11 protein-coding genes are annotated in these 11,833 nt (G+C 75.2%); 5 read left to right on the forward strand and 6 right to left on the reverse strand.

The window, feature by feature from the left end; all coding sequences use genetic code 11:
- Positions 1-5: 5 nt before the first annotated feature.
- The 3 genes from JOE38_RS13470 to JOE38_RS13480 form a co-directional block, all read right to left on the reverse strand.
- Entirely contained in the window at positions 6-1,319 is a 1,314-nt protein-coding gene (locus tag JOE38_RS13470) for a M1 family metallopeptidase (RefSeq protein ID WP_204576732.1), read from the reverse strand.
- Positions 1,316-5,356: a Pls/PosA family non-ribosomal peptide synthetase gene (locus JOE38_RS13475; RefSeq protein ID WP_204576733.1), complete on the reverse strand. Its 4,041-nt coding sequence runs from the start codon at positions 5,354-5,356 to the stop codon at positions 1,316-1,318. The genes JOE38_RS13470 and JOE38_RS13475 overlap by 4 nt, the downstream gene beginning before the upstream one ends.
- Positions 5,357-5,460: 104 nt before the next feature.
- A complete protein-coding gene (locus JOE38_RS13480) occupies positions 5,461-5,829 on the reverse strand; it encodes a GntR family transcriptional regulator (RefSeq protein WP_204576734.1) in 369 nt (122 codons plus the stop codon).
- Positions 5,830-5,951: 122 nt separating this feature from the next.
- Here JOE38_RS13480 and JOE38_RS13485 point away from each other — a divergent pair, with 122 nt between their 5' ends.
- The 3 genes from JOE38_RS13485 to JOE38_RS13495 all read left to right on the forward strand — a co-directional run bounded on the left by JOE38_RS13485 (position 5,952) and on the right by JOE38_RS13495 (position 7,512).
- Entirely contained in the window at positions 5,952-6,323 is a 372-nt protein-coding gene (locus JOE38_RS13485; RefSeq protein WP_204576735.1) for a hypothetical protein, read from the forward strand.
- 78 nt (positions 6,324-6,401) lie between these two features.
- Positions 6,402-6,788 (forward strand): hypothetical protein, encoded by a 387-nt coding sequence (locus tag JOE38_RS13490; protein WP_204576736.1) that lies wholly within the window; start codon positions 6,402-6,404, stop codon positions 6,786-6,788.
- A gap of 61 nt (positions 6,789-6,849) precedes the next feature.
- Positions 6,850-7,512 (forward strand): RES family NAD+ phosphorylase, encoded by a 663-nt coding sequence (locus tag JOE38_RS13495; RefSeq protein WP_204576737.1) that lies wholly within the window; start codon positions 6,850-6,852, stop codon positions 7,510-7,512.
- Positions 7,513-7,514: 2 nt separating this feature from the next.
- On the opposite strand, the gene JOE38_RS13500 is transcribed toward JOE38_RS13495, so the two are convergent.
- The gene (locus JOE38_RS13500; RefSeq protein WP_011931848.1) at positions 7,515-7,952 is read right to left on the reverse strand and encodes an Lrp/AsnC family transcriptional regulator; all 438 of its coding nucleotides are present in this window, start codon (positions 7,950-7,952) and stop codon (positions 7,515-7,517) included.
- Between the two features lie 183 nt (positions 7,953-8,135).
- On the opposite strand from JOE38_RS13500, the gene ddaH reads away from it, so the two are divergent.
- The gene (gene ddaH, locus JOE38_RS13505; RefSeq protein ID WP_204576738.1) at positions 8,136-8,978 is read left to right on the forward strand and encodes a dimethylargininase; all 843 of its coding nucleotides are present in this window, start codon (positions 8,136-8,138) and stop codon (positions 8,976-8,978) included.
- Positions 8,979-8,986: 8 nt separating this feature from the next.
- Positions 8,987-10,231 (forward strand): ornithine--oxo-acid transaminase, encoded by a 1,245-nt coding sequence (rocD, locus tag JOE38_RS13510; RefSeq protein ID WP_239544835.1) that lies wholly within the window; start codon positions 8,987-8,989, stop codon positions 10,229-10,231.
- 31 nt (positions 10,232-10,262) lie between these two features.
- Here rocD and JOE38_RS13515 read toward each other — a convergent pair whose 3' ends face one another.
- Together JOE38_RS13515 and JOE38_RS13520 are read right to left on the reverse strand one after the other, a co-directional pair.
- Positions 10,263-11,273 (reverse strand): EamA family transporter, encoded by a 1,011-nt coding sequence (locus JOE38_RS13515; protein ID WP_204576739.1) that lies wholly within the window; start codon positions 11,271-11,273, stop codon positions 10,263-10,265.
- 62 nt (positions 11,274-11,335) lie between these two features.
- The gene (locus JOE38_RS13520; RefSeq protein ID WP_204576740.1) at positions 11,336-11,827 is read right to left on the reverse strand and encodes a DUF6226 family protein; all 492 of its coding nucleotides are present in this window, start codon (positions 11,825-11,827) and stop codon (positions 11,336-11,338) included.
- Positions 11,828-11,833 lie beyond the last annotated feature (6 nt).

Consider the following 11,833-nt stretch of genomic DNA (forward strand, 5'->3'; position numbering starts at 1 on the left):
CCCGCCTAGCGCCGCCCCCGCCGCGGCAGCACCGGCAGCGGCGCGTCCGCGAGCCACGCGCGCAGCAGCGCGCCCGCGTCGCCCGCCGCAGCCACGAGGTCGGCCGTGGTGCGCGGATCCGTCCACGCCGGATCCGTCCACCGCCGCAGCAGCTCCCGCCACGACGCGTCGCCGAGCGTGAGCCGCAGCGCGTGCACCGCGAGGGCGCCGCGCTTGTAGACGACGTCGTCGAACATCGACTCGGGTCCGGGATCGCCGATGGCCATCTGCGTGCCGTAGCGGTCGAGGCGCGCGTGGTGCTGGCGCGCGAGCTGGTCCGCGGTGGGCCCGCCGGACTCCTCCGACCACAGCCACTCGGCGTAGCAGGCGAAGCCCTCGTTGAGCCAGATGTGCTGCCACGACGCGATGCCCACGGAGTTGCCGAACCACTGGTGCGCGAGCTCGTGGGCGACGAGCCGCTCGGATCCGCCCGTGCCGTCGGCGTGGTTCGCGCCGAGCACCGCCATGGCCTGCGCCTCGAGCGGGATCTCCAGCTCGTCGTCCGTCACCACGACCCGGTACTCGTCGAACGGGTACGGCCCGAACAGCGTCTCGAAGAACGCCATCATGCGCGGCACGAGCGCGAGGTCCTGCAGCACGCGGGCCTCGCGCGGCTTCGGGTAGGCGAAGACGGCCTGGGTGGATCCGGCGGGCACGCGCTTCTCGGCGTACCGGCCGATCTGCACGGTCGCGAGGTACGGCGCGGTGGGCGCATCCTGCTCGTACGTCCAGGTGGCGCGGCCCGAGCGCTCGAGCCGCGAGACGAGCCGGCCGCTCGCGATCACGGAGTAGTCGACCTCGCACGCGACCCGGATCCGGAACGCGGCCCGGTCATCCGGCCGGTCGTTGCACGGGAACCAGGTGGACGCGCCGCTCGGCTGCGACGCGACGAGCACGCCGTCGCCGAGCTCCTCCCAGCCGAGGTCGCCCCACACGGTGCGGCGCGGGCCGGGCTCGCCCGAGTACGCGACGTCGACCGTGAAGGTCGTGCCGGCCGGGATGGGCGCCGCAGGAGTGACGACGAGGCGCCCGCCGCGCTGCACGTGACGGGTCTCGCGGCGGCCGTCGACGCGGACGTCGCCCGCGCGGAGGCCCGTGAGGTCGAGCTCGAAGCGGGGGAGCGGCTCGCGCGCCACGGCGGTGATGACGGCGCGCGCCTTGAGGCGGTTGCGGGCGACGCGGTAGTCGAGGTCGAGGTCGTAGCGCGCGACCGCGAAGGCCGTGGATCCGACCTCGGGGGTGTACGCGTCGCCGGACGACGGACCTGCGGCGGCCCTCACCGGTGACCGGCGGTCGCGACGGCGCTCGCGGACGCCGCGGGCAGGTACCGGCCGAGCGTCACCTCGCGCCACGGGCCGATCGGGTTGCCGCTCCAGCGGCTGGCCTCGGGCACGAGCTCCCCGCGCATCACGAGGCTCGCGGGCCCCACGGTGGCCTGCGGGCCGATGCGCGCCGCGGGGAGGATGACGCTGTGCGGCCCGAGGGTCGCACCCGCGTCGAGGGTGACGGTGTCCATGCTCATGATCCGATCATGGAACAGGTGCGTCTGCACGACGCATCCGCGGTTGACGGTCGAAGCGTCCCCCAGCGTCACCAGATCGGCCTCGGGCAGCCAGTGCGAGTCGCACCACACGCCGGATCCGATGCGCGCGCCGAGGCTCCGCAGCCACCAGACGAGCGCGGGCGTGCCGGCCGCCGACGACGCGAACCAGGGCGCGGCGACCATCTCGGTGAAGACGTCCGACACCTCGCTGCGCCACACGAACGACGACCAGAGCGGGTGCTCCTCGGCGCGGATGCGGCCGATGAGGATCCACTTCGCCGCCGTCGAGATCCCCGCCGCGACCGCGCCGGCCGCGAGCAGCACCACGCCGCCGAGCAGGAACGCGACGAGCGGGCCCCACGCCTCGGTGATCGCGGCGAGCGTCACGAGCACGGCCAGGCCGATCGCGCAGGTCACGAACACGGGCACGACGCGGAGCAGCTCCCACAGGATGCGGGCCACGCGCAGCCGGGTCGGCGGCCGGAACGTGCGCGAGTCGTCCGCGGCGGCGACCGTGCGCCGGAGCCGGACGGGCGGGGAGCCGAGCCACGAGGATCCGGCCTTCGACTTCGTGGGCGCCGCCGAGAGCACCGCGACGAGGCCGTCCTTCGGCACCTTGTGTCCGGGCCCCGCCATGCCCGAGTTGCCGAGGAACGCGCGCTGGCCGATCTCGGCGCGGGCGACGCGCATCCACCCGCCGCCGAGCTCGTAGCCGGCCACGAGCGTGTCGTCGGCGAGGAAGGCGCCGTCGCGGATGGTCGTCATAGCGGGGATGAGCAGCACGGTGGACGCCTCGACGTCCTTGCCCACGCGCGCGCCGAGGAGGCGCAGCCACACGGGCGTGAAGAGGCCGGCGTAGAGCGGGAAGAGCACGGTGCGCGCGAGGTCGAGCAGGCGCTCGGTGGTCCAGAGCTGCCAGCCGACGCGGCTGCGCACGGCGTGGATGCCCTCGGTCACGCCGAGGCCGAGCAGGCGCACGGATCCCACGACCAGCAGCGCGAGCACGAGCCCGGTCACGAGCACCGCGGGCACGAGCGCGCCGAGGCCGCGCCACCAGGCGTCGCCGAGGTCGGCGGATCCGCGGATCGCTGCCGCGAGGATCCCGCCGCCCGCGACGAACGCCACCACGGGCACGAGCGCGGTCGCGACCGAGGCGGCGCCGTACGCCGCGACCCAGCGCGTGTTGCGCGGCGGCCGGTGGTCGGGCCACCAGACCCGCGCCTTGCCCTCGCGCGCGGCGGGGGATCCGGCCCAGCGCTGGCCCGACGGCACCCGCCCGAAGACGGCCGAGCCCGGCGCGATCTCCGCGCCCTTGCCGATGCGCGTGCCCGGCAGCAGCGTCGAGCGGGTGCCGACGGTGGATCCCGCGCCGATGCGGATCGCGCCGACGCGCACGGTGTCGCCGTCGATCCAGTAGCCGGAGAGGTCGACCTCGGGCTCGACCGAGGCGCCGCGGCCGATGCGGAGCATGCCCGTGACGGGCGGCAGCGTGTGCAGGTCGACGTCGTCGGCGATGCGCGCGCCGAGCGCCCGCGCGTAGTACGTGATCCACGGCGCGCCCGCGAGCCCGACCGCGCCGATCTGCTGCGCGATCTGCTCGGCCAGCCAGATCCGCAGGTGCCAGCGGCCGCCGCGCGGGTGGTCGCCGGGCTGGAGGCCGCGGAGGAGAAGGCGCGCGGCGGCCGCGGAGATCGCCATGCGGCCGAACGGCGTCGCGAAGAGGAGGAGGCCGGGGGCGAGCAACCACCACGAGACGTCCGGCAGCGCGTCGAAGCCGCCGAGCGGGCGCAGCAGCGCGGAGCCCGTGAGCAGCAGCGCGAGCCAGCGGAGGCTCTGCAGCGCGAGCAGGGGCGCGCCGAGCAGGGTCTGGATCCACTGCGTGCGGCGCGGAGTCGGCGTCACGTCCACCTGCGGCCCGCGGCTCTCGGCCCGCGGCGCGCGTCCCGCGATGGCGGCGTGCATGGCACCGAGGCGCGGGTGGGCGTAGACGTCGGCCACCGTGAACTCGGGGTCGACGGTGCGGATCCGGGCCACGAGCTGAGCAGCCGACAGGGATCCGCCGCCCAGGTCGAAGAAGTTGGCGTCGGCGCTCGCGACGGGCGTGCCGAGCGCGGCCGACCACATCTCGGCGAGCGGCCGCAGCTCGGCGTCGAGGTCGGCGCCGTCGTCGCCCGCGGCGCCCGGCAGCGGCCAGGGGAGTGCGGCCCTGTCGACCTTGCCGGACGTGCGCGTGGGCAGCGACTCGACCACCCCGATGAGCGGAACGAGCGCGGCCGGCAGCGCGACGCGGAGCCGCTGCACGGCGTCCTCGCGCGAGAAGGTCGCCGGATCCCGCGGCACGAGGTAGCCGACGAGCACCGGGTTGCCCGCGCCCGTCGTCTGCACCGCGACGGCCGCGCCCTGCACGTCGTCGAGCGCCTGCAGCGCCGCCTCGATCTCGCCCAGCTCGATGCGCCGCCCGCCGACCTTCACCTGGTCGTCGGCGCGGCCCTGGAAGACGAGGCCCTCGGCCTCGAAGCGCACGAGGTCGCCCGAGCGGTAGGCGCGGTCCCAGCCGAGCGCGGGGAAGGGGGCGTACTTCTCGGCGTCCTTGGCGGGATCCAGGTAGCGCGCGAGCCCGACCCCGCCGATGATCAGCTCGCCCACGCCGCCCTCGGGGACGCGCGCGCCCTCGGGGTCGACGACCGCGAGCGTCCAGCCGTCGAGCGGCAGGCCGATGCGCACGGGACCCGGGCCGCCGAGCGGCGCCGCGCACGCGACGACGGTCGCCTCGGTGGGGCCGTACGTGTTCCACACCTCGCGGCCGTCGGTCGCGAGCCGCTGGCCGAGCTCGGGCGGGCAGGCCTCGCCGCCGAAGATGAGCAGCCGGACGTTCTCGAGCGACTCCGCGGGCCACAGCGCCGCGAGCGTCGGCACGGTCGAGACGATCGTCACGCCGTGCGTCGTGAGCCAGGGCCCGAGGTCCATCCCGCTGCGGACGAGGCTGCGCGGCGCCGGCACGAGGCACGCGCCGTGGCGCCAGGCGAGCCACATCTCCTCGCAGCTGGCGTCGAACGCGACCGAGAGGCCGGCGAGCACGCGATCGCCCGGCCCGATGGGCTCGTCCTGGAGGAAGAGGCGCGCCTCCGCGTCGACGAAGGCCGCGGCCGAGCGGTGCGAGACGGCGACGCCCTTGGGGGTGCCGGTGGATCCCGAGGTGAAGATGATCCACGCGTCGTCCTCGGGCGCCGGCGGCGCGACGAGCGGCAGCGCGGAGGTGGAGGCGTGCGCGGCGGCGGCGGGGAGGATGCGGAGCGCGGCGGCGTCGGCGGCATCGGCGGCGGTCTCGCTGGCGTCCGCGGCGTCCGCGGCGCGCGGCGTGTACTCGCCCGTGCCCGTGACGACGCCCGCGACGCGCGCCTCGCCGAACACGAGTCGCGCGCGCTCGTCCGGGTCGTCCGCGTCCACCGGCACGTAGGCGGCACCGGCCGCGAGCACGCCGAGCACGGTGACGTAGAGGTCGCGGGATCCGGACGGCATGCGGATCCCGACCCGGTCGCCCTTACCGACGCCCGCCTCCCGCAGCGACGCGGCCACCTGCACGACACGCGCCATGAGCTCGCGGTAGCTGAGCGCGCCGTCGCCGTCCTGGATGGCGGACGCGTCGGGGTGCGCGGCGACCGTGGCCCGGAGCACGTCGACGAGGGTGCGCGGCGGCGTGACGGCGTCGGCCCGGTCGAGCACGCGCTGGGCGTCGTCGTGCGGCGTCGCCGCCTCCGGAGAGGACTCGGGCATGTGGTCTCCGTTCGGATCGTGCGGCGTGTGCACTGTCGGGCCTCCGGGTGAACGGGAGGTGGAATCGCGGCGACCCGGCGTCGCCGCCGCGCCCGACGGATCCGTCATCCGGCCGCGAGCGCCTCGTCGACCAGGCGTCGCGCCTCGCCGTCGGCCACGCCCAGCCGCCCGGCGAGCTGCGCGTACGCGACGGCCGCCGCCCGGAGCGCGGCGGGCACGTCGTCCTGCGCGGCGACGAACGACCCCGCGCGCCCGCGCGTCTCGATCACCCCGTCGGCCTCGAGCTCCTTGTAGGCCCGCGCCACCGTGTTGACGGCGACGCCCGCCTGCTCGGCGAGCGCGCGCACGGTCGGCAGCCGCGCGCCGACGGGCAGCTCGCCGTCGGCGGCCCGGCGCGCGACCTCCGCGCGGAGCTGCTCGTAGGGCGGGGTCGTGGAGCCCGGGTCGATGCGGTAGCCGGGCGCGGGATCCATGCGCCGAGGCTAGCGAGGCGGGGCCGGCCGGCGGGCGCGACATGCACGGCGGTGCGCGCGGGGGACGCCCGCGGCGGGCAGGATGGGAGGGCGGCGCACCGGCCGCCGACGGGAGGATCCGCATGTCCGAGCTCGAGCTGATCACGATGTGGTCGCGCGCCCGCAAGCAGCTCATCACGAGCCAGCTGGGCCCGATATTCCTGCTGACCTCCACGGTGGTCCTGCTCCGCACGGGCCTCGCCGACGCCGACCTCGGCACGCGCCTCGCGGCCGCGCTCATCCTGCTGGCCACCGGGGCCATGGGCGCCGCCGCGCAGTTCTCCATCACCTCGCAGGGCATCGCCATCGCCCGCGACCTCCGCGACGCCGGCGCCACGTCGCACGCGGCCCGCACGGTGATCGCCTCCGAGGGCCTCACGAACCTCGTCCGCTACGCGCTGCCGGCGCTCTTCGTGGTCATCTACGTCGTGATCCTGGTGGCGCTGTTCGCCTGATGCTCGCCGTGTGATCCGGGGTGTGATCACAGGGTCGCCGACGGCGTGATCCGCATGCGCATCGAATAGGATGGCGTCATGTCGATCACCACGCCCGGGCTGGGCGCCTACGAGACGGCCATGCGAGCGTCCGACGCGGAGCTGGTCGCCGGCCTTCGCGAGATGCTGGGCGCCAAGCTCGTCGCCTACCTCGGCTCCGTGCAGGAGACGCGGGCTGTCCGTCAGTGGGCGGAGGCGGAGCGGGCTCCGGCCGCGGCGACGATGACCCGGCTCCGGCTGGCCTTCCACGCCGCGGGGATCCTCGCGGAGCGCGAGCAGCCCCGGGTGGTCCAGGCGTGGTTCACGGGCCTGAACCCGCAGCTCGACGACGCATCACCGGCCCGCCTCATCCGGGAGTCCCCGGACCTCGACGACTCGGGTGCGCGGATCCTGGCGGCGGCCCGGTCCTTCGTCGCGAACGCCTGAGCCGCCCGCGGTGGAGAGCTTCCGCTACGCGCTGCGCACGTCACCCGGTGAGGTGTGGCGCGTGGGTCGCGCTCCCGATCCCTGGGCCTGGACCGACTGGCGGTACGCCGAGCGCGGTCGCTTCCCCGGCCGGTGGGACTCCCCGGACGGCTCGTACCGGACGATCTACGCCGGCTCGACCCCGCACGCCTGCCTGGTCGAGCTGCTTGCCCCGTTCCGGCCCGATCCTTCCGTGAGCGCCGGTCTCGCCGCCATCCAGGAGGATGAGGCGGACGCCTCGCTGCATCCCACCGTCGTGCCCGGGCAGATCGACGGGTCCTGGTTCGCTGCCCGCCGTCTCGGTCGCGCCGTCCTCACGGGGAGCTACTGCGACGTGACCCATTCGTCGACGATCGCCGCTCTGCGACCGCGGTTCCTCTCCGCCGCCCTCCGCCACGGGCTGATGGACGTCGACGCCGCGGCGCTCCAGGACGCGCGTCCCCGCGAGCTCACCCAGGCGATCGGGCGCGCCCTCTACGAGGAGACGGAGGGAGGCCGTGCGGTCGTCGATGGGATCCGATTCCCGTCGCGGCACGGGCGCGAGCTGGAGCTGTGGGCGGTGTTCGAGCGCGCCTCCGACGAGGGCCGGAGCGGGCGGCTCGCGGAGGCGACGGTGCACCGGCTCCCCGCGGACCATCCTGCGGTGCGGTCGGCGGCGGCCCTCCACGGTCTGCGGATCGCCTAGCGCTACTCGAGCGTCCGGTTCACCAGCCGGCTCAGCACGATCGCGCTGCGCGTGTGGTCGACGTTCGGGGCCAGGCGCACCTTCTCGAGGGCGTCCTCGAGGCTCGGGATGTCGCGGGAGCGGATCCGGACGATGGCGTCCGCGTCGCCCGTGACGGTGCCCGCGTCCACCACCTCGGGCACGCCCTGGAGGATCCGGCGCAGCTCGTCCGGCGCGACCGTCCCGCGGCAGAACAGCTCCACGTAGGCCTCGGTGCTGAGGCCGTCGACCGCGGGGTCGACCTGGATGGTGAAGCCGCGGATCACGCCGTCGGCCACCAGCCGGTCGACCCGTCGCTTCACCGCGCTGGCCGACAGGCCCACCGTCCCGCCGATGTCGCCGTAGCCGGCGCGGCCGTTCTGGCGGAGGAGGTCGATGATCCGGTGGTCCAGGTTGTCCATGCGCCGAGCCTATGGCGGGATCGTGCGTGGGACCCGGCCCCCACGCGCGGAATCCGCGTGGCCACCGGGTGAACGGGCGTGATCCGCGTGCCAGGCTGTCCGGAAGGCGTCCCCTCGGGGCTCTGGGACATCGTCCGCCTCCACGACCGCGCCACCCGGCGCGCCGCACGAAGCAGGAGCACCATGCCCTCCACCCTCTCCCGATCCTCGGACACGACCGCCGGCCGCACGCCCGTCGCGAAGCGCGTGCTCATGTGCCGGCCGGACCACTTCGACGTGGTCTACAAGATCAACCCGTGGATGGATCCCGCCGTCCCGACCGACACCTCGCTCGCCGTCCGCCAATGGCAGACGCTCTACGACGCGTACGTGGGCCTCGGCTTCCAGGTCGACCTCATCGAGGGGATCGCCGGCCTGCCCGACATGGTCTACGCGGCCAACGGCGGCTTCACGCTCGACGGCATCGCGTACGGCGCGGCCTTCCAGCACCCGGAGCGCCAGCCCGAGGGCCCCGCGTACATGGACTGGTTCCGCGAGGCGGGCTTCGACGTGCGCGTGCCCGAGCAGGTCAACGAGGGCGAGGGCGACATCCTGCTCGTCGGCGACACGATCCTCGCGGGCACGGGCTTCCGCAGCGACAGCACGAGCCACGCCGAGGTGGCCCGGATCTTCGACCGCGAGGTCGTGACCCTCCGCCTCGTGAACCCGTCGTTCTACCACCTGGACACCGCGATCGCCGTGCTCGACGACACGAACATCGCCTACCTCCCGAGCGCGTTCGACGCCGACAGCCTCGACGAGATCGAGCGCCGCTTCCCCGACGCGGTCGAGGTGAGCGAGCAGGACGCGTCTATCCTCGGCCTCAACTCCTACAGCGACGGCTACAACGTGGTCATCGCCGAGAAGGCCGTGGGCTTCGAGGCGTCGCTGCGGGAGCGCGGCTACAACCCCATCGGCGTCGACCTGTCCGAGCTGCTGCTCGGCGGCGGCGGCGTGAAGTGCTGCACGCTCGAGCTCCGGAAGTAGGGATCGACATGACCGACACCATCGACCGCCCCGCCGCCTCCGACGCCGGCGCCCTGGCCATCCACGCCGAGGAGGCGCACGCCGCGCACAACTACCACCCGCTGCCCGTCGTGGTCGCGTCCGGCCAGGGCGCCTGGGTGACCGACCTCGACGGCCGGCGCCTGCTCGACTGCCTCGCCGCGTACTCGGCCGTCAACTTCGGGCACTCGCACCCGGACCTCGTGCGGGCCGCGACCGAGCAGCTCGGGCGGATCACGCTCACGAGCCGCGCGTTCCACAACGACAAGCTGGGCCCGTTCGTCACGGCGCTCGCCGAGCTCGCCGGCAAGGACATGGTCCTGCCGATGAACACCGGCGCGGAGGCCGTGGAGTCGGGGATCAAGGTCGCGCGCGCCTGGGGCTACCGCGTGAAGGGCGTGGCCGCGGGACGGGCGAAGATCATCGTCATGGCCGGCAACTTCCACGGCCGCACCACCACCATCGTCAGCTTCAGCGACGACGAGGAGGCGCGCGCCGACTTCGGGCCGTTCACGCCCGGGTTCGTCACCGTCCCGTACGGCGACGCCGCGGCGCTCGAGGCCGCGATTGACGACGACACGGTCGCCGTGCTCGTGGAGCCGATCCAGGGCGAGGCCGGCATCGTCGTGCCGCCCGCGGGGTACCTCGCCGACGTGCGGCGGATCTGCACGCGCGAGCGGGTGCTGATGATCGCGGACGAGATCCAGTCGGGCCTCGGCCGCACGGGCGCGACCTTCGAGTGCGACAACTCCGCAGTCGTGCCGGACCTCTACCTCCTCGGCAAGGCGCTCGGCGGCGGCATCGTGCCCGTCTCGGCGGTCGTCGGGGACGCGGACGTGCTCGGCGTGATCCAGCCGGGGCAGCACGGATCCACGTTCGGCGGCAACCCGCTCGCCGCGGCGGTGGGCCACGCGGTCGTCGACATGCTCGCGACGGGCGAGCCGCAGGAGCGCGCGCGTCGCCTCGGTGCCGTGCTGCACGCGCGGCTCGCGGATCTCGTGGGCCACGGCGTGCTCGCGGTGCGCGGCCGCGGCCTGTGGGCGGGCATCGACATCGACCCCGCGCTCGCGACGGGCCGCGCGGTGTGCGAGCGGCTCGCCGAGCGCGGCGTGCTCGCGAAGGACACGCACGGCTCGACGATCCGCCTCGCGCCGCCCATCGTGGTGGAGGAGGAGGACCTCGTCTGGGCCGTCGGCCAGCTCGCCGAGGTGCTGACGGAGCTCGGGGCGCGCTGACCCGCGTCCGATCGATCCGCGCCCGGCCGTCCTACGACGCGGCCGGGCGCGATCGCGTCCGGGGGCCGTGCGGCGCACGGGGCGCGGCGGGGGCGCGCGTCGCGATGGCCACCCCCGCGGCGACGCACACGACCACGATCGCGCCGAGCTGGACGGGCGACAGCGACTCGCGCAAGATCACGCCGAGGATCGCCGCGACCACCGGGCTGAGGCTCGTGAGCACGGCGAACAGGCGCGGGGTGATGCGGCGGAGGATCACGGTGTCGAGCGAATAGGGCACGGCGGACGACAGCAGGCCGATCGCGACGAGCAGGCCGAGGATCCGCCCGTCGATCGCGCCGACGTCGAGCGTGATCAGCGCCCACGGCACCAGCACGACGAGGCTCACGATGCTGGCCACCGCGATCCCCTGGAAGCCCGGCAGCCGCTCGGCCACCCGGCGCGTGAACACGATGTAGCCGGCCCAGGTGACGGCAGCGGTCGCGCCGCAGACGAGGCCGAACAGGTCGATCCGGCCCTCGAGCCCGGTGAGCACGACGACGCCCGCGGCCGCCACGAGCGCGCACGCCGCGTCGAGGAGCCGGCGCGAGGCGAGCAGCGCGATCGACAGCGGGCCGAGGAACTCGATGGTCGCGGCGATGCCGAGTCCCAGCCGGTCGACGGCCGCGTAGTAGGAGAGGTTCATCAGCGACAGCGCGAGGCCGAGCATCACGGCGGGCACGAGCTGCGCGCGCGTCATGCGGTGGATCCGGGGCCGTGCGACGGGCAGCACGAGCGCCGCCATCATCACCTGCCGCGCGGCGACCACCAGGACGGGGCCGACGACGGGGATCACGAGCCCGGCGAGAGACGACCCGTAGCTGACGCTCACGATGGTGCCGACCTGCAGGGCGGCGCCCGCGGCGGTGGTGCGGGCGCTCGGGGTGGGGCCCGCCGGGTCGCCCGCGTCGACGACCGCGGCCTCGATGCCGGCCGGGGTGGTGCCGGGGGCGGAACCCGGGTGCGCGCCCGCGGGCTCGGCGCGGTCCCCGGGGCTGGTCACCTCGCGAGCGTACCGACGCGGGGGAGCGGCGACCGGGCGGGTGCGCGCGGCCGCGCGGCGGATCAGCTGGCGAGCTCGCCGAACGGCTCGGGCGGCGGCGGCAGCTGGCCCCCGGCCCGGAGGACCGCCTCCTCCAGGGAGTCGGCGAGGTCCTCCCAGCGGTCGTCGCACGCGTCGCAGCCGCAGGGCGGGAACGCCTCGGCCATCCGCCGGCCGCGGTGCAGCAGCACGCCGGGGAACGACGTCCACTCGAGCGTGAGGATCCGCCCGGTCCCGTCGTGCGGCGCGAACCGGACGGAGCGCACGGCGTCGGGGTGCGGATCCGCGAGGGCCGGGTCCACGCCCTCCGTCGTCGTCACGTCGTGCGTCGCCGCGAGGTGCGCGGCGAGCGCATCAGCCACCGCGTGCAGCGGCGCGAACCGCTCGAGGTGCGAGGTCCGGGAGTACGCGTCCTCGGGCGGGCCCTCGGCGGCGTCCCAGCGCGATCCGTAGGGCACGCCGTCGTCGGCAATCGCGGGCGGCGCGTCGATGGCGGGGCGGACGTAGCGGGGCATGGCGCG

Source organism: Clavibacter michiganensis (assembly GCF_016907085.1).
GTDB lineage: Bacteria > Actinomycetota > Actinomycetes > Actinomycetales > Microbacteriaceae > Clavibacter > Clavibacter michiganensis_O.